This window comes from Azohydromonas aeria (genome assembly GCF_009760915.1).
Lineage (GTDB): Bacteria > Pseudomonadota > Gammaproteobacteria > Burkholderiales > Burkholderiaceae_C > Azohydromonas > Azohydromonas aeria.
The window spans coordinates 42,341-59,321 of sequence record NZ_VIDQ01000043.1; the positions used below are offsets into that span (position 1 = coordinate 42,341).

The window sequence follows — 16,981 nt, forward strand, 5'->3', positions numbered from 1 at the left end:
GTCAGTCCGCCTCCGGCCCGTCCTCGGCCGGCTTCGGGGACGGCGCCGGCAACGCCAGCCGGGCCGGCGCCGGCTTGAGCAGCTCGAAGGCGCAGCCGGGGTGCAGCGGGCAGGTCAGCACCTCCTTGCCCGGCTTGCCCTCGTGCACCACGCGCCCGCTCACGCCCAGCACCACCTCGGCGGGGCCGCGCACGTGCTCCACCGTGAAACCCTCGACCTTGAGCGTGGCGCGGGCCAGCCGGCGCGGGATGCGGTCCTCGTCGAAGGCCGCGTCCAGGCGCGAGCCGTAGAGCGGATAGCTCAGGTCCACCACCGCGCCGGGCACCAGGCCCACCCGGGCGAAATGCGCCTCGGCCAGCGCCAGCGCCTCGACGCCCCGCTCATTGACCATGCCTTTCACGTGGTCGATGGCCGCGTCCAGGGCCTGGTGGACGGGTGCGAACTGCTTGCGCGGCACCGTGTCGCAGGCCATCACCCTGTCGCGCGCCAGGGCAAGTTGCTCCTCCAGGGAACACAGCGTGGAGCGCAGCATTGACAACCCGTACACGCATTTCTTCAGCCGGGCCGGTAGCTTCGCGAGGGTGGACAGGGAAGGGCGCGGCGTTTCCGCAGGGTGGGAACGTGAAATCTTCTGCATTCAATTGCCGTCAAGTCAGGGAAATCCGCCGCGACGCGTGCCGGCCCGGCTCGTACGATGACGCCCAGACTGGCTGGAACATGGCTTGCTTATGGGCTCCACCACGACACATTCCGGTGTGTCAACGGCGCCCACGCATGGCCCAGGCCATCTCCCGAATTCCTGCCTTATCGAAGTGATGGACATGACCTTGAGCACCCGCGGCTGCTGCGACGGCCCACATCCCGAATACGAAAAGGCGATCGCCGACCTCGAACGCCGCGCCGCGCGCGGCGAGGTCACGCTGGCCCAGGCCCGCCACGAGATTTTCGCCCTGCGCGAGCGCTACACCGACGGCCAGCCCACCGCCCTGTACCGCCACTGCGACCGGCATTGAGCCACCGCCCACCGGCCGCGCCGGTGGGATGAACAGCAACGGGGAGGCCGGGAAGGCCGGCGGCAGGCTCCCCAATGAACGAAGCGCCGCGGGACACGCCCGTCCCGCGGCGCTTCTTCGCTTGATGCGCGCCATCCGCCGGGCTCCGGCGCATGGTTGACATAACAACGATTGGAGACGGCGGCCGCGCGGGCCGCCGTGGCGCTCAGAGCGCGAAGGTCGAGATTGCCGGCACCGCGGCGATGACGACCACGCCCACCAGCAGCGCGGCCAGGTATGGCCAGATCGCGCCCATCACGTCGTCGGGCTTGGCATCGCCGATGCGGCAGGCCACGTAGAAGCCCACGCCGATGGGCGGCATCATCAGGCCCACGTTCATGGCCGTGACGACCACCATCGCGTAGTGCACGTCGTTGATGCCCAGTTTCCTGGCGATCGGGAACACGATGGGCGCGAGCAGCAGCACCGCGGGCAGCCCCTCCAGCAGGCAGCCCAGCACCAGGAAGACGACGATGGTCACGCCCATGAAGGCGATCCAGCCGCCGGGCAGCGTGGTCAGGAACTGCGACAGCTGCTGCACCACGCCGCTTTGCGTGATGGCCCAGGCCATGGCCGAGGCCGTGCCCAGGATCAGCAGGATCGCGCCGCTGAGCGCAGCCGTCTCCACCAGCATCGCGTACAGCCGCCTGAGGCCGATGCCGCCGTAGAGCACCTGCCCCACCAGCAGCGCGTAGAGCACGGCGATGGTGGACACCTCGGTGGCCGTGGCCACGCCGCCGCCCACGGCGCTGCGGATCAGGAACGGCAGCGCCAGCGCCGGCGCGGCGATGAGCAGCAGCCGCGCCACCAGGCGCAGCGGCGCGCGGCGCGCACCCTCGGCATGCTCGTGGCGCGCCTTCCAGCGTGCCAGCACCAGCAGCGCCGCCAGCAGCACCATCGCCACCACGAAGCCGCTCTGGAACAGCCCGGCGATGGACACCCCCGCCACCGAGCCCAGCACGATCAGCACGATGCTCGGCGGCACCGTGTCGGCCATGGCCGCGCCGGTGGCCAGCAGCGCGATCATCTCGCGCGGCTGGTGGCCGCGGCGCTTCATCTCCGGGAACAGCGCCGGCGCCACGGTGGCCATGTCCGACACCTTGGAGCCGGAGATGCCCGAGACGATGAAGAGCGAGCCCAGCAGCACGTAGGACATGCCGGCCTTGACGTGGCCGATGAGCGAGCCCAGGAAGTCCACGATCGCCTTGCCCATGCCGGTGGCGTCGAGCACGCAGCCCAGCAGCACGAACACCGGCACCGACACCAGCACGAGGCTGGACATGCCCTCGTCCATGCGCCCCACCACCACCAGCAGCGGCACCTGCGTGGTGAAGGCGAGGAAGGAGATCACGCCCAGCCCGAAGCAGAAGGCGATGGGCACGCCCGCCACCAGGCACAGCCCCACCACGCCGACCAGGAAGATGGCGATGTTCACCAGCCCCAGCTCGGACAGTTGCGGGGACAACGCCTGGCACAGCGCCGCGGCCACGCCCACCAGCGCCGCCGCGCCCAGCAGCGCGCCGCGCGACACCGTGCGTGCCGCGTAGGCCAGCACCAGCGCCAGCATCACCGCCACGCCGAAGCCGATGGAGGCGACGCGCCAGGCGTTGGCGATGCCCAGCGAGGGCGTGGTCACGAAGGTCTCGGCCTCGGCATATTCGTAGGCCGGCCCGAGCAGCGCCAGCAGCACCGCCGCCACGGCCACCAGCGCGAAGGCGTGCACGAACTCCCGCGCGCGCGGCGCGAGCATGTCCAGGAACAGCGTCAGGCGCAGGTGCTCGTTGCGGTGCAGCGCGATGGCCGCGCCGATCATGGCCAGCCAGATGAAGGCGATGGAGACGGCCTCGTCGATCCAGTCGATGGGCCGCGACAGCACGTAGCGCGAGACCACGCCGCTGAGCAGCAGCGTGACGATGACGGCCATCAGCAGCGCGGCGATGCCTTCGAGCGGCACCATCCATTTGGACAGCACGCGGCTGGCGGCGGCTGTGGCGGGCGGCGGCACCTCGACGTTGTCGCTGGCGACCGCCGAGGTGGGACTGGCGTGGGTGGACATGGGGCGGGAGTCGGAGAGGGGAAACGGCCGGATTGTCGGGGCAGGCCCTGCGCCGGCACGCGGGGCCCGCGCGGCCCGCGTCAGCGCCGTGAGGTCGGCGCCAGCAGCGCGGCCGTGCCGCCGCGGCGCAGCAGCGCCAGGTGCGCGGCCACGCGCTGCGCGAAGACCTCGGGCCACGGCTCGCGGCCGAACACGCTGGCAAGGCCCAGCGCCGCGGCCACGGCGTCGTGCTCGCCGCGCGCCTCGCGCAGCCGCTGCGCCAGCGGCGCGGCACCGGGGTCGCTGATCACGACTTCGGCGCCGGCGTCGTCGCGCCCGGCGGCCAGGTAGTGCAGCCAGGCCGCCAGCGCGCGCTCCAGGAACGGGCGCTCGATGCCCGCGGCCAGGCTCTCGCGCAAGGGCGGCAGCCAGCGCACCGGCACCTTCTGCGTGCCGTCCATGGCGATCTGCTGCGTGCGGTGGCCCAGCGCCGGGTTTTCGAAGCGGTGCAGCAGCTCGACGCAGTAGGCGCGCGCGTCGTAGCCCGGCGGCACGGCCACGGTGGCGAGCAGGTCCTGCGTCATCAGCGCGCGGGCGAAGGCGCCCAGCAGCGGATCGGCCATGGCGTCGGCCACGGTCTGCAGCCCGCGCAGCTGGCCCAGGTAGGCGATGGCCGAATGGGTGCCGTTGAGCAGGCGCAGCTTCATGGCCTGGTACGGGCGCACGTCGGCGGTGAAGAGCGCGCCGCCCAGCTCCCAGGCCGGGCGCGGGCCGGTGAAGCGGTCCTCGATCACCCACTGCGTGAAGGGCTCGCACACGATCGCCCCTTCGTCGCGCACGCCGCCCAGCCGCGCCTGCGCCTCGTCCAGCGACGCCGGCGTCGCCGCGGGCACGATGCGGTCCACCATGGTGTTGGGGAAGCCGATGTCGTGCTCGATGCGCGCGGCCAGGCCGGCATCGAGCTGCCGCGCGTACTGCGCCAGCAGCCGGCGCAGCGTGTCGCCGTTGGCGGCCATGTTGTCGCAGCACACCACCGTCAGCGGCGCATTCGCCGGGCGGCGGCGGATGCCCGCGGCCAGCACGCCCAGCGTGCTGCGCGGCGCGTCGGGGCGGGCCAGGTCGTGGCGGATGTCGGGGTCGTCCAGGTCGAGCTCGCCGCCGGCCGGGTGCTGGCTGTAGCCCTTTTCCGTGACGGTGCTGGTGACGATGGCCACGCCGGGGTCGGCGATGGCGCCCAGCACGCGCTCCAGCGCCGCGGGCGCGTACAGCGCTTCAAGCAGCGCGCCGACCACGCGGGTGCGCGCCGTGTCGGCATGGCGCTCGGTGACGGAAAACAGCCCGTCCTGCGCCGACAGCAGCGTGCTCTGGCGCGAGGCGCGCAGGCTCACGCCGACGATGCCCCAGCGCGCGTCGCCCGTGGCCAGCGCCGCCTCGGTGTAGAGCGCCAGGTGCGCGCGGGCGAAGGCGCCCAGGCCCAGGTGCACGATGCCGCCGCGCAGTGCCGCCCGGTCGTGGCGCGGGCGCCGGACGCCGGCGGGAAGGTCGTTCAGGGACTGCAGGTTCAACAGACTCACGGCGGGTCCGGGACAACAATGGAAAACGGTTTCTGCCATGGCAGGCCCGGCGCAGTGTATGAAGCCCGCCTGTTTGGTTCCAGCGCACAAACCCGAATCTTGCGAGGCTGCCGGCCAACCTACCATGGTAGGACAGTGAACACGATGCCTCGTCCCCTTGCCGGTTCCGACGCCGTGCTGGTGGCCGCGCTCAGCGGCTGGCGGCTCGACCCGGAGCGCTCGTACACGCAGCAGGTGCACCGGCACCTGCGCGACGCGGTCGTGCGCGGCACGCTGCCGCCGCGCACCGGGCTGTCGGAGGCGACCATCGCCGGCACGCTGCAGGTCAGCCGCACGCCGGTGCGCGAGGCGCTGGCGCAGCTGGCCGAGGAGCAGCTGGTGCTGATCTACCGCAAGGTGGGCACGGTGGTGGCGCCGATACCGGTGGGGCTGCTGGAGCAGGCGCGCTTCGCGCGCAGCACGCTGGAGTGCGCCAACCACGTGCAGCTGGCGTCCACCATCACGCCGGCGCAGCTCGATGAGCTCGCAACCCTCCTGGAAGCGCAGCGCCGCGCGGTGGACTCGGGCGGGGTGGACGAGTTCTTCCGCCTGGACGAGCTGATGCACCGGCGGCTGTTCGAGTTTGCCGCCCGCGCGCAGGTGTGGGCGATGCTGCAGCCGATGAAGCGCCAGTTCGACCGCGTGCGCTGGCTGCTGCTGGACCACGTCGCCGACCACGCCCGGCACGCCCTGGCCGAGCACGGGCAGATCCTGGCCCAGCTGGCCGCGCGCGACGTGGCGCGGCTGGGCGCGACGGTGGCCGCGCACATCGACCGCGTCGGTGGCCACCTGCAGCAGGTGCGCGGGCGCGCGCCGGATTTTTTCATTGACTGATCAACCAGGACTGGAAGGCCCGCAGTGAAGATCGAGAGGCTGCAGACCATCGTCACCTGCCCCGGCAGGAACTTCGTGACGGTGAAGATCGTGACCGACGCGGGCGTGCACGGCCTGGGCGACGCCACGCTCAACGGCCGCGAGCTGGCCGTGAAGTCGTACCTGGAGGACCACGTCTTCCCCTGCCTGGTCGGGCGCGACCCGCGCAACATCGAGGACATCTGGCAGTACCTCTACCGCGGCGCCTACTGGCGCCGCGGCCCGGTGACGATGACGGCCATCGCCGCCATCGACATGGCGCTGTGGGACATCCTGGGCAAGCTCGCCGGCATGCCGGTGTACCGGCTGCTGGGCGGCAAGAGCCGCGAGGGCCTGATGGTCTACGGCCACGCCACGGGAAGAGACCATGCCGAGGCGGTCGAGGAGGTGCAGCGCCACGTCGAGCAGGGCTACAAGGCCATCCGCGTGCAGTCGGGCGTGCCGGGGCTGGAGAAGGTGTACGGCGTGGGCAAGGCCGCAGGGCAGTACGAGCCGGCGCAAAAGGGCCTGCCCGTCGAGGAGGCCTGGGACACGGCGCTGTACCTGCGGCACACGCCGGAGCTGTTCCGCAAGGTGCGCGAGGCCGTGGGCTTCGACGTGCACCTGCTGCACGACGCGCACCACCGCCTCACTCCCATCGAGGCCGGCCGCCTGGGCAAGGACCTGGAACCGTACCGCCTGTTCTGGCTGGAAGACGCCACGCCCGCGGAGAACCAGGAGGCCTTCCGCCTTATCCGCCAGCACACCACCACGCCGCTGGCCGTGGGCGAGGTCTTCAACTCGATCTGGGACTGCAAGGACCTGATCCGCGAGCAGCTGGTGGACTACATCCGCGCCACCATCGTGCATGCCGGCGGCATCACGCACGTGCGCCGCATCGCCGACTACGCCGCGCTGTACCAGGTGCGCACCGGCTTCCACGGCGCCACCGACCTGTCGCCGGTGTGCATGGCCGCGGCCGTGAATTTCGGCCTGTGGGCGCCGAACTTCGGCATCCAGGAGCTGATGCCGCACGACGCGCTCACCGACGCGGTGTTCCCGCACAGCTATCGCTTCGAGGACGGCCAGCTGGTCATGGACGAGGTGCCGGGGCTGGGCGTGGACATCGACGAGGCGCTGGCCGCCAGGTATCCCTACGAGCGCGCCTACCTGCCCGTGGCGCGGCTGCGCGACGGCTCGATGTGGAACTGGTGAAAACCGAAAGGAGCCCTCAATGCTGAGCGTCGTCGTCGAGCAACCCCATCGCATGGCCGTGCAGGAGCGGCCCACGCCGGAGCCCGCCGCGGGCGAGGTGCGCGTGCGCGTGCGCTACGCGGGCATCTGCGGCTCGGACCTGCACATCTATCACGGCAAGAACCCGTTCGTGGCCTACCCGCGCGTCATCGGCCACGAGTTCGTCGGCCGCATCGACGCCGTGGGCGCGGGCGTGAGCGCCGCGCGCCTCGGGCAGACGGTGGCGGTCGATCCCGTCATCAGCTGCGGCCACTGCTGGGCCTGCCGCGTCGGCCGTCCCAACGTCTGCGCCCGGCTGCAGGTGCTGGGCGTGCACCGCGACGGCGGCTTCAGCGAGTACGCGGTGGTGCCCGAAGGCAATGCCCACGTCATTCCCGAGGGCCTGCCGCTGTCGGCCGCGTCCGTGATCGAGCCCTTCGCCGTGGCCGCCAACGTCACGCACCGCACCGGCGTGCTCCAGGAGGACGTGGCGCTGGTCTACGGCGCCGGCCCGATCGGGCTGAACCTGGTGCAGGTGCTCAAGAAGGTCTACGGCGTGCGTGCCTTCGTCACCGACCACGTGGACGAGCGGCTGGCGCTGGCGCGCGGCTGCGGCGCGGGCGAGGACGAGGTCATCAACACCGCGCGCGAGCCGATCGAGCAGGCGCTGCGAAGCCGCGGCGTCGAGGGCGGCCCGACGCTGATCTATGACGCGGTGTGCCACCCCGCCATCCTGGAGGAGGCGGTGCGCATCGCCGCGCCGGCGGCGCGCATCGGCATCCTGGGCTTCTCGGCCGTGCCCTCGGCCATCCCGCAGCAGGAGCTGACGAAGAAGGAGCTGTCGCTGCACGCCTCGCGCCTGAACTGCGCCATGTTCCCGACCGTGATCGACTGGATCGCGCGCGGGCTGGTGGACCCCGGCCACATCGTCACGCACGAGGTGGACTTCCGCGACGTGGCCGGCGCCTTCGCGCTGGCGCAGGAGCGCCCGACGCAGAGCTGCAAGGTGCTGCTGGACTTCGGCGCGGAGGGTTGAGGGGGTGATGGACAGGCGCGCACCGGACCGGACGGCCTCAGCGGGCCTGCGGGTGCGTCTTCAACCAGTCCTTGAGTGCCTCGTTCATGCGCGTTTGCCAGCCTTCGCCACCGGCACGGAAGGCCTCGATGACCTCGGGGTCGTAGCGCACGGTCACGGCCAGCTTGCGCGGCGCCTTCTGCGGGCCTCGCTGTCCAGGGCGGCGCTTGCTGACGGCCACCAGATCCCCGTACGCATCGGGCGGCAGCACTTCCTTGGCCGGGCGGGCCTGCCTGAACCACTCGTCGTCCAGTTCCGGGCTGTCGGGGTCGGCCGCGATGCCTGCGTCAATGGCGGCGTCCTCCTCGGGAGAGGGCAGCTCCAGCACTCGTCCCGATCGGGTCTTAATGGTCTTGGGCATAGCGTCTGACCTCTCTGGAATTGGCCCTGCGCAGGCTGATGATGCGTACCACCGTGTCGCGCAGGGTGAACACGAGTACAGGAGTGTCCGACAGGCAGACCAGGCACCCCGCTTGTGCACGGCCAGGCCCGATCCCGGACGACACGCTGATTCCAAATCCGGCTGGCTGGCTGAATCAGGGCCAGCCGCTCGTTGTTGCACTGGCTGGAACGAACCGGTATGAAAGCGCCCACTGCTGCAAGGCGCGTCGCCCGCGCCTACCCTGCCCGGCATGAACGCCCTGGTCGAGTTGCTGTTGCGGCACGGCGTGCTGCTGGTGTTCGCGGTCACGCTGGCCGCGCGCGTGGGCGCGCCGGTGCCGGCGGCGCCGCTGCTGGTGGTGGCCGGCGGGCTGGCCGCGGCGGGCAGCTTCTCGCTGGGCGCGGCGCTGGTCGCCGCGGTGCTGGCCAACATCGCCGGCGACGCGGTGTGGTTCGTGGGCGGACGCCATTACGGCCACCGCGTGATGCGGCTGCTGTGCCGCGTGTCGCTGTCGCCGGACTCCTGCGTGCGCCGCAGCGAGCTGCTCATCGGCCGCTGGGGCGGCAGCTCGCTGGTGGCCGCCAAGTTCGTGCCCGGCGTGTCGCTGGTGGCCGCGCCCATGGCCGGCGCGCTGGACATGCCCTGGCGCACCTTCCTGCTGTTCGAGCTGCTGGGCGGCGCGCTGTGGAGCGGCGTCTTTCTCGGCCTGGGCCTGGTGTTCAGCCGGCAGATCGAGCAGGTGCTGGCGCTGATGGCCGCGGCCGGCACGCAGGCGCTGTTCGCGCTGCTGGGCGCGCTGGCGCTGCTGCTGGCCTGGCGCTTCTGGCGCCGCCGCCGTGCGCTGCGCGACGCCGCCATGCCGCGCGTGGGCGTGGCCGAGCTGCGCGCGCTGCTGGCCGGCGAGGCACCGCCGCTGGTGGTGGACGTGCGCCCGGCTTCCAGCCTGGACATCGACGCGCGCCGCATCCCGGGTGCGCGCCACGTCGAGCTCGCCGCCGTGGCGGCGCTGGCCGGCGAGCTGCACCGCGAGCGCGACATCGTCGTCTACTGCAACTGCCCCAATGACGTCTCCGCCGCGCAGGCGGCGCGGGTGCTGCAGGACAAGGGCTTCATCAACGTGCGGCCGCTCGCGGGCGGGCTGGATGCCTGGTTCGCCGCGCACGAGGCCGCGCTCGACGACGGGCCGGCGGCGCCGGCCTCGGCGGCGCGCTGAAGTCCCGGGGCCCGGCCCCGGCCGTCAATGCAGCAGGCCGCCGCGCGCCGGCACCGGCGCCACCGCGGCGGCCGCCACGTCCGCGGCCGCTTCGTCGCCCTGCGCCATGCCCTGCCAGCAGCGGTGCGCGTTGGCCACGATCAGGCCCATCTGCTCGCCCATGGCGGGGTGGTGCTGCAGGAAGAAGAGGTTCGAGACGATCTTGCGCGCCAGCAGCGAGCGCATGCGGCGCGTCTGCTCCGGGCAGGACTGGGGCACGGGATCGGCCCAGCGGGTCATCAGCGCCAGCGTGGCGGCCATGAGGGCATCCAGGCTGGGCACTTGGGCTTCGGGGTCGGGCATGGCGCGTCACCGGTCGAAGGAGTGGGATGCCGGCCTCCAGGCAACCACCATGCCGCGGCGCCCGGGCGCTGCCCGTCCCGGGGCCGCCGGGCTCAGGCCGCCTGCAGCTCGAACACCGGCACCTCGGCCGGCACGCGCCGCGCGCCGCGGCGGTTCGCTTCGGTGCTCGCTCCCGGCGCCAGCGCCGGCAAGCCTTCGGGCCGGTCGGCCAGCACCAGCAGCCGCACCGGGTGCGCGAAGCCGGCGGCGCCGGCCTCCAGCGCGGCCAGCGCCTGCGCCAGCAGGGCCGGATGCAGCCCGTCGGCCACGATCAGCGTCGCGCGGCGCGGCTGGAAGGCGGCCAGCGGCGCCAGCTCGGCGCCGCTCAGCGGCAGGTAGCCGGCGTCCCAGGGCGAGCCGGGTGGCAGCGCCCGCCACCAGCGGGCTTCGTCCAGCTTGATTCGCAGCCGCCAGGCCAGGCCCGCAAGCCGGCCCATCGCTTCCAGCCGCACCGTGCCGTCGATGTGGCGGCTGAAGGCTTCGGCCAGGGCCGACTGCTGCGCGCCGCTGCCGCCGGTGAGCACGGCCACGCCCAGGCGCGGCAAGGCACCCGGCGCGGTGGCGTCCGCGCACCAGCGCTCCAGCCCCGCCCAGGCGCCGCGCTGCGCCGGCTGGCCGGCGTCCTCCTGCCATGCCGGCACCGGCCCGCCGGGCGGCGCCACGCGCAGCGCCGCACCGTCGTAGCGCGCCAGCAGCGTGGGCGCCATGCGCCGCGCCGGCCACAGGCACAGCAGGAACGAGGCGGCGGCCAGCGCCGCCAGCTCGCGCCACAGCGGGCTGCCGGGCAGCGCATGGCCGACCAGCACACCATCCAGCCAGCCGCGCTGCCAGCCCGGCCGGCCCAGCGCCAGCCCGGCCACCGTCGCCAGCGCTTCCAGGCCCGCTGCAAGCGCCAGTGCCAGCCCCAGCGCCATGGCGACGGTGGCCTTTCCCTCCCTGCCCCGGATCGCCCGCCGCCGGGTCCGGACTTGCTGCTCGTTCATCGTTCCTGCTCGCCTGGCCCGCTGCGCCGGGACCGTTGTTTCTGGGTCGGCGGCGATGCTAGCCGCGCGCGCGGCGGCCCGATCCGGTGAAAAGCGGGCCCGTGGCGCGGCGCTTGCCGGCCCGCTGGACCACCCGGGCCTCCCGGGCGCCTGGCAAGTGCGGAATTGCCGGAAACGCCCGCTGCCGCTTTCGCGAGCCGCGAAAGCTCGGCTCGCGTGCCGGTCATTCCGCGCCGCGGCGCCCCTGCGCAGAATCCGCGCGCCCGGCATCCACAGACCGAAGGAGACAAGCCATGAAGTTCACGCGCCGCGCCGCCCTGCTGGTGCTCGCCGCTGCCAGTACCGGCCCCGCCCTGGCGGAAGACAAGTACCCGGGCAGGCCGGTCACCGTGGTGGTGCCGCAGGCCCCGGGCGGCGCCAACGACGCCATCGCGCGCATCGTGGGGCAGAAGCTTGCCGAGCAGACCGGGCAGCAGTTCATCATCGACAACCGCCCCGGCGCCGGCGGCAACCTGGGCACCGTCGCGGCCGCCAAGGGCAAGCCCGACGGCTACACGCTGCTGCTGTCCGTGAGCAGCGCGCACGTCATCAACCCGTCGCTGTACAAGAACCCGGGCTTCGACCCGGTCAAGGACTTCGAGCCGATCACGCCCGTGGCCACCGCCGGCTACGCGCTGGTGGCCAACAACGACTTCCCGGCGAAGAACGTGTCCGAGCTGATCGCCGTGGCGAAGAAGCAGCCCGGCAAGATCGCCATCGCCTCGGCCGGCAACGGCACGCTGAACCACCTGATCGGCGAGATGCTGCAGAAGGCCGCCGGCATCGAGCTGATGCACGTGCCCTACAAGGGCGCCTCGGCCGCGGTGACGGACCTGGTCGGCGGCCAGGTGCAGCTGTCGGTGCAGAGCCTGCCGTCGTCGATCGCCTTCATCAAGTCCGGCAAGCTCAAGGTGCTGGGCGTGGTCAACGAGAAGCGCGTGGCCGCGCTGCCCGACGTGCCCACCGTCGGCGAGACGCTCAAGGGTTTCGGCTCGACGCCCTGGTATGGCTTCTTCGCCCCGGCGGGCACGCCCAAGGCGGTGGTGAACCAGTTGCAGGCGCAGGTGGCCAAGGCGCTGGAGGCGCCCGACGTGAAGGAGAAGCTCGCGGCGGTGGGCTGCGAGCCCTTCAGGAGCACACCCGAGCAGTTCGCCGCGCAGATCAAGACCGAGCTGCCGCAGTGGGCGAAGATCGTGAAGGAGTCGGGGGCGACGATCGATTGATCGCGGTTGCAACCAACCTGGAGAAAACGGGCCCGGGAGGCCCGTTTTTTCATGGGGACTGCAATCTTCGTCACCCCTTCCCCAGCGGCAGCGCCGTCTTGTAGCGCACCTGCTTGAGCGCGAAGCTGGAGCGGATCTTGGACACCTCGGCCATGGGCGAGAGCTGTTCGAGGATGAAGCGCTCCAGCGCCGGGATGTCGGGCAGCGCCACGCGCAGCAGGTAATCCTCGTCGCCGGACATCAGATAGCACTCCATCACCTCCTCGCGGGCGCAGACCTGCGCCTCGAAAGCCTCCAGCGCCGCGCGCGTCTGGTGCTTGAGGCTCACGGAGATGAACACGTTCAGGTCCAGGCCGAGCCGCTTGGCGTCGAGCAGCGCCACGTACTGCCGGATCACGCCGCGCGCGTGCAGTGCCTTCACCCGCGCCAGGCAGGGCGAGGGCGAGAGGTGCACCCGCTGCGCCAAGGCCACGTTGGAGAGGCCGGCATCGCGCTGCAGCTCGTGAAGAATCCGCAGATCGACCGCATCGAGCTCCATTCCACTTCCCCTGGCTGATTCAGCGGCATTTTGTGCCGCGTGGTGTCAAACAGGGCAGCATTTTCAGCGCATCGTGCCGTGGGCGGCTTCCTACACTGGCCTGAACAGGAGACCCGGGCATGAGCGACCACAAGATCCACCAGCACCTGGCCGCCGCGGTGGCCGCCGACCCCGACCCGCAGGAAAGCGCCGAGTGGCGCGACGCGCTGCAGTCGCTGCTGCAGGCCGCCGGGCCGGCGCGGGTGCGGCAGATCATGGACATGCTGGCCACCGCCGCGCGCGACCCGGCGGTGGGCTGGAGCCCCCAGCGCGGCACGCCGTACGTCAACACCATCCCCGCCGCGCAGCAGCCGCCCTTCCCGGGCGACCTGGCGCTGGAGGAGCGGCTGGCGTCGCTGATGCGCTGGAACGCGCTGGCCATGGTGGTGCGCGCCAACCAGGCCTACGGCGAACTGGGCGGCCACATTGCCAGCTACGCCAGCGCGGCGGACCTGTTCGAGGTCGGCTTCAACCATTTCTTCCGCGCCGGCGGCGAAGCCGGCGGCGGCGACCTGGTGTTCTACCAGCCGCACTCGGCGCCGGGCGTGTACGCGCGCGCCTTCCTGGAAGGGCGCCTGACCGAGGACGACCTCGCGCACTACCGCCAGGAGATCACCGCGGCACGCAGCGGCAGCGGGGCGCGCGGCCTGTCCAGCTATCCGCACCCGTGGCTGATGCCGGACTTCTGGCAGTTCCCGACCGGCTCCATGGGCCTGGGGCCGATCAGCTCGATCTACCAGGCGCGCTTCATGCGCTATCTGACGCACCGGGGCCTGCTCGACACCAGCGCCCGCAAGGTCTGGGGCGTGTTCGGCGACGGCGAGATGGACGAGCCGGAGAGCATGAGCGCGCTCACGCTGGCGGCGCGCGAGAAGCTGGACAACCTGGTCTGGGTCGTGAACTGCAACCTGCAGCGCCTGGACGGCCCGGTGCGCGGCAACGGCCGCATCATCGACGAGCTGGAGGCGCTGTTCGCCGGCGCCGGCTGGCGCGTGATCAAGCTGATCTGGGGCTCGGACTGGGACGGCCTGTTCGCCCGCGACACCGAAGGCGCGCTGGCCGAGGTCTTCTCCCGCACCGTGGACGGCCAGCTGCAGACCTTCGCGGCCAAGGACGGGCGCTACAACCGCGAGCATTTCTTCGGCCAGGACCCGCGCCTGGCGGCACTGGCCCAGGGCCTGACCGACGACCAGATCGACAAGCTCAAGCGCGGCGGCCACGACCTGGTGAAGATCCACGCCGCCTACCACGCGGCGGTGCGCACGGCCGGGCAGCCGACCGTGATCCTGGCCCAGACCAAGAAGGGCTACGGGATGGGCGAAGCCGGCCAGGGCCGCATGACCACGCACCAGCAGAAGAAGCTGGAGCGCGAGGACCTGGTGGCCTTCCGCAACCGCTTCGACCTGCCGCTGAGCGACGACGCGGCGGCGCGGCTGGAGTTCGTGAGGCCGGCGCACGACAGCCCGGAGATGCGCTACCTGCACGCCCGGCGCGCGGCGCTGGGCGGCCCGATCCCCAGCCGCCGCAGCCAGGCGGCCGCGGTGCCCGTGCCGGCGCTGGCGCAGTACGGCCAGTTCGCGCTGCAGGCCGAGGGCAAGGAGATGAGCACCACCATGGCCTTCGTGCGCATGCTGGGCACGCTGCTGCGCGACGGGCAGCTGGGGCCGCGCGTGGTGCCGATCGTGGCCGACGAGGCGCGCACCTTCGGCATGGCCAACCTGTTCAGGCAGGTCGGCATCTACGCCTTCGACGGGCAGAGCTACGAGCCCGAGGACATCGGCTCGCTGATGAGCTACCGCGAGGCGCGAGACGGGCAGATCCTGGAGGAAGGCATCAGCGAGGCCGGCGCGATCGCCAGCTGGACCGCGGCGGCCACGAGCTACTCGGTGCACGGCCAGGCGATGCTGCCCTTCTACATCTACTACTCGATGTTCGGCTTCCAGCGCATCGGCGACCAGATCTGGGCCGCCGCCGACCAGCGCGCCCGCGGCTTCCTGCTGGGCGCCACGGCCGGGCGCACGACGCTCGGCGGCGAGGGCCTGCAGCACCAGGACGGCACCAGCGTGCTGCAGGCGGCGCAGATTCCGAACTGCCGTGCCTGGGACCCGTGCTTCGCGGGCGAGTTCGCCGTGATCCTGGACCACGGCATGCGCCAGATGCTCGAAGAGCAGCAGGACGTCTTCCACTACGTCACGCTGATGAACGAGAACTATGCGCAGCCCTCGCTGCCGCCGGGCGTGGAAGGTGACGTGATCCGCGGCCTGTACCGTTTCGGCGAACGCTCACCCGAAGGCGGCACGGCGCGCGGCACGGTGCGGCTGGTGGGCTCGGGCGCGATCCTGCGCGAGGCCATCGCCGCGGCGGAGCTGCTGGCGCGGGACTGGGGCGTGGAGAGCGAGATCTGGAGCGCCACCAGCTTCAGCGAGCTGGCGCGCGAGGCGCGCGAGGTGGAGCGCTGGAACCGGCTGCACCCCACCGAGGCGCCGCGCGCAAGCCACGTGCAGGCGAGCCTGTCGGGCGAGGCGCCGGTGATCGCCGCCAGCGACTACGTGCGCGCCTGGCCGCAGCTGGCGCTACCCTACGTGCAGGCGCCGGTCACCGTGCTGGGGACGGACGGCTTCGGGCGCAGCGACACGCGCGCCGCGCTGCGCGGCTTCTTCGAGGTGGACCGGCACCAGATCGTGCTGGCCGCCTTGACCGCGCTGCGGGCGCAGGGACGCGTGGACGCGGCGGACTGCGCGGCGGCGATCGGGCGCTACGGCATCGCCACCGAGGTGGCGGCGCCCTGGAACGGCTGAGCGCCCTGCGCCGCCGCGGCGGATGGGCGGATGACGCTCAGCTGTGCGAGGACACGGTGCCACGCCGCGCCCTGCGTCGGGCGACCGTGCCCCCGAGCAGCGCCCCGCCGGCCAGGAACAGCGCCAGGGTTGCGGGCTCCGGGACGGCGGCCGCGGTGGTGAGGCGCAGGTAGTCCAGGGCGCTGTCCGTGGGCGCCGGGAAGCCGGGCTGGCCCATCGACTGGCTGAAGCCCAGGCGCACGCCGGCGCCGTAATCGGCCAGCGTGTGGCCCAGGTCGGCGCTCATCAGCCGGGTGCGGCCATCGTCGGCCAGGAGCGCCGCGCTGACGTGGCCCTGGGGCGTGGCCTGCAGCACCAGGCGGTACCAGGTGTTGTTCCGCCAGCCGGCGCGGGTGTCGAGACCATCGCCGTTGAGGCTGCTCATCGAGGTGAAGATGCGGTCGGCGCCGAAGCTGGGCGCGCTCAGGCCGACGAAGTCCCAGCGGTCCTGGTTGCCGGCGTCGATGAGCCAGATGGTCAGCAACTCGTCGATGCCGGTCTGGAAGGACTGCGTCAGGGTGTTGAAGCGGGCTTCCAGGCGCAGCCCCCGGGAGGTGTCGAACACCTGCGTGCTGCTCCAGCCCTTGCGCTGCTGGCTGTCGATGCGGTCATTCAGGCGCAGCACGCTGGCACCGTCGAGCTGCTCCAGGCGGGCCTGCGACGCGCCCACGTAGGTCGCGGTGCTGAAGCGAGCCTGGTAGCGCCAGGGCGCGTCCGGCATCACGGCCTGATAGGCATTGCCCGGCAGGGTGTCGAAGTCGTCGAAGAACAGCGGCGCGGCGGCGAGCGCGGGCCCGCTTAGGGCCAGGCCGAGCAGCGTGGCGCCGATGCCGCGGTGAAGTGGTGCAAGGCAGCGCGTCATGAAGACCTCCGCAGGCGTAACCAGTGGCGCCGCAGGACAGCGGAGCTGCAGGACGCAGCGGCCGGGCGGCGCACCGGCGGCCTGCATTGCACGCCCGATGGCCGACACCGAGGCGAATCACGCGGTAAGCGTTGTGCCGGTGGGCGGCATCCGAGGGCCCATCCCGGGCGGCGGCGCCATCCCCCTGGCGGGGGAGCGCGCTGGCATGGCCTGCATGCCGGCGAATATTGAAGCCCGCAAAGCAAAACGCCCCGACCAAATGTTGGTCGGGGCGTTTGCCGGGATATTAGCCTGACGATGTCCTACTTTCACACGGGAATCCGCACTATCATCGGCGCTGAGGTGTTTCACGGTCCTGTTCGGGATGGGAAGGGGTGGGACCACCTCGCTATGGTCATCAGGCTTGAACTTGTCGTCTGGCTGCTGTTTCTAGCAACCAGACCAATTCACAGAGTCTATCAGCTTTATTGATTGCGTCGCCGTCTTGGCGAACAACTTGAATACTGTGTCTTTGACCGCTTGGTCAAAGTTATAGGGTCAAGCCTCACGGGCAATTAGTACTGGTCAGCTTAACACGTCACCGTGCTTCCACACCCAGCCTATCAACGTCCTGGTCTCGAACGA

The 16,981-nt window shown here is 71.8% G+C and carries 15 protein-coding genes and 2 rRNA genes; 7 read left to right on the forward strand and 10 right to left on the reverse strand.

Annotated elements, in window-relative coordinates; translation table 11 throughout:
- Position 1: 1 nt before the first annotated feature.
- Positions 2–547, reverse strand: coding sequence for a hypothetical protein (locus FJ694_RS22255; protein WP_157269519.1), 546 nt, complete (start codon positions 545–547; stop codon positions 2–4).
- Between the two features lie 274 nt (positions 548–821).
- Between FJ694_RS22255 and FJ694_RS22260 the strand changes: the two genes are divergently transcribed.
- Positions 822–1,013 (forward strand): hypothetical protein, encoded by a 192-nt coding sequence (locus FJ694_RS22260; protein WP_157269520.1) that lies wholly within the window; start codon positions 822–824, stop codon positions 1,011–1,013.
- Positions 1,014–1,218: 205 nt separating this feature from the next.
- On the opposite strand, the gene FJ694_RS22265 is transcribed toward FJ694_RS22260, so the two are convergent.
- Complete coding sequence (locus tag FJ694_RS22265) at positions 1,219–3,108, reverse strand: TRAP transporter large permease (protein WP_157269521.1); 1,890 nt, start codon at positions 3,106–3,108, stop codon at positions 1,219–1,221.
- Positions 3,109–3,188: 80 nt separating this feature from the next.
- Positions 3,189–4,661 carry a mannitol dehydrogenase family protein gene (locus FJ694_RS22270; RefSeq protein ID WP_232540172.1) on the reverse strand — a complete coding sequence of 491 codons (1,473 nt, stop codon included), beginning with the start codon at positions 4,659–4,661 and terminating at the stop codon, positions 3,189–3,191.
- 144 nt (positions 4,662–4,805) lie between these two features.
- Between FJ694_RS22270 and FJ694_RS22275 the strand changes: the two genes are divergently transcribed.
- The 3 genes from FJ694_RS22275 to FJ694_RS22285 are packed head-to-tail and all read left to right on the forward strand — an operon-like array spanning position 4,806 to position 7,821.
- The gene (locus FJ694_RS22275; protein WP_157269523.1) at positions 4,806–5,534 is read left to right on the forward strand and encodes a GntR family transcriptional regulator; all 729 of its coding nucleotides are present in this window, start codon (positions 4,806–4,808) and stop codon (positions 5,532–5,534) included.
- Positions 5,535–5,558: 24 nt separating this feature from the next.
- Positions 5,559–6,767: a D-mannonate dehydratase ManD gene (gene manD, locus FJ694_RS22280; RefSeq protein WP_157269524.1), complete on the forward strand. Its 1,209-nt coding sequence runs from the start codon at positions 5,559–5,561 to the stop codon at positions 6,765–6,767.
- A gap of 19 nt (positions 6,768–6,786) precedes the next feature.
- A complete protein-coding gene (locus tag FJ694_RS22285) occupies positions 6,787–7,821 on the forward strand; it encodes a Zn-dependent oxidoreductase (protein ID WP_157269525.1) in 1,035 nt (344 codons plus the stop codon).
- A gap of 37 nt (positions 7,822–7,858) precedes the next feature.
- Here the strand turns inward: FJ694_RS22285 and FJ694_RS22290 are convergent, their stop codons facing one another.
- Complete coding sequence (locus tag FJ694_RS22290) at positions 7,859–8,221, reverse strand: BrnA antitoxin family protein (RefSeq protein WP_157269526.1); 363 nt, start codon at positions 8,219–8,221, stop codon at positions 7,859–7,861.
- 271 nt (positions 8,222–8,492) lie between these two features.
- On the opposite strand from FJ694_RS22290, the gene FJ694_RS22300 reads away from it, so the two are divergent.
- Complete coding sequence (locus FJ694_RS22300; RefSeq protein ID WP_157269527.1) at positions 8,493–9,455, forward strand: rhodanese-like domain-containing protein; 963 nt, start codon at positions 8,493–8,495, stop codon at positions 9,453–9,455.
- 24 nt (positions 9,456–9,479) lie between these two features.
- On the opposite strand, the gene FJ694_RS22305 is transcribed toward FJ694_RS22300, so the two are convergent.
- The gene (locus FJ694_RS22305) at positions 9,480–9,797 is read right to left on the reverse strand and encodes a hypothetical protein (protein WP_157269528.1); all 318 of its coding nucleotides are present in this window, start codon (positions 9,795–9,797) and stop codon (positions 9,480–9,482) included.
- Between the two features lie 92 nt (positions 9,798–9,889).
- Positions 9,890–10,819: a hypothetical protein gene (locus tag FJ694_RS22310; protein WP_157269529.1), complete on the reverse strand. Its 930-nt coding sequence runs from the start codon at positions 10,817–10,819 to the stop codon at positions 9,890–9,892.
- Positions 10,820–11,112: 293 nt separating this feature from the next.
- Between FJ694_RS22310 and FJ694_RS22315 the strand changes: the two genes are divergently transcribed.
- Positions 11,113–12,081 carry a Bug family tripartite tricarboxylate transporter substrate binding protein gene (locus FJ694_RS22315; RefSeq protein WP_157269530.1) on the forward strand — a complete coding sequence of 323 codons (969 nt, stop codon included), beginning with the start codon at positions 11,113–11,115 and terminating at the stop codon, positions 12,079–12,081.
- A gap of 70 nt (positions 12,082–12,151) precedes the next feature.
- Here the strand turns inward: FJ694_RS22315 and FJ694_RS22320 are convergent, their stop codons facing one another.
- The gene (locus FJ694_RS22320) at positions 12,152–12,619 is read right to left on the reverse strand and encodes an Lrp/AsnC family transcriptional regulator (RefSeq protein WP_157269531.1); all 468 of its coding nucleotides are present in this window, start codon (positions 12,617–12,619) and stop codon (positions 12,152–12,154) included.
- Between the two features lie 119 nt (positions 12,620–12,738).
- Between FJ694_RS22320 and mdeB the strand changes: the two genes are divergently transcribed.
- Entirely contained in the window at positions 12,739–15,456 is a 2,718-nt protein-coding gene (gene mdeB, locus FJ694_RS22325; protein WP_157269532.1) for an alpha-ketoglutarate dehydrogenase, read from the forward strand.
- Between the two features lie 37 nt (positions 15,457–15,493).
- On the opposite strand, the gene FJ694_RS22330 is transcribed toward mdeB, so the two are convergent.
- The 3 genes from FJ694_RS22330 to FJ694_RS22340 all read right to left on the reverse strand — a co-directional run.
- The gene (locus FJ694_RS22330) at positions 15,494–16,357 is read right to left on the reverse strand and encodes a PEP-CTERM sorting domain-containing protein (protein ID WP_157269533.1); all 864 of its coding nucleotides are present in this window, start codon (positions 16,355–16,357) and stop codon (positions 15,494–15,496) included.
- A gap of 289 nt (positions 16,358–16,646) precedes the next feature.
- A 5S ribosomal RNA gene (gene rrf / locus FJ694_RS22335) occupies positions 16,647–16,759 on the reverse strand.
- 131 nt (positions 16,760–16,890) lie between these two features.
- Positions 16,891–16,981: ribosomal RNA gene (locus tag FJ694_RS22340) — 23S ribosomal RNA — on the reverse strand; the annotation flags it as partial.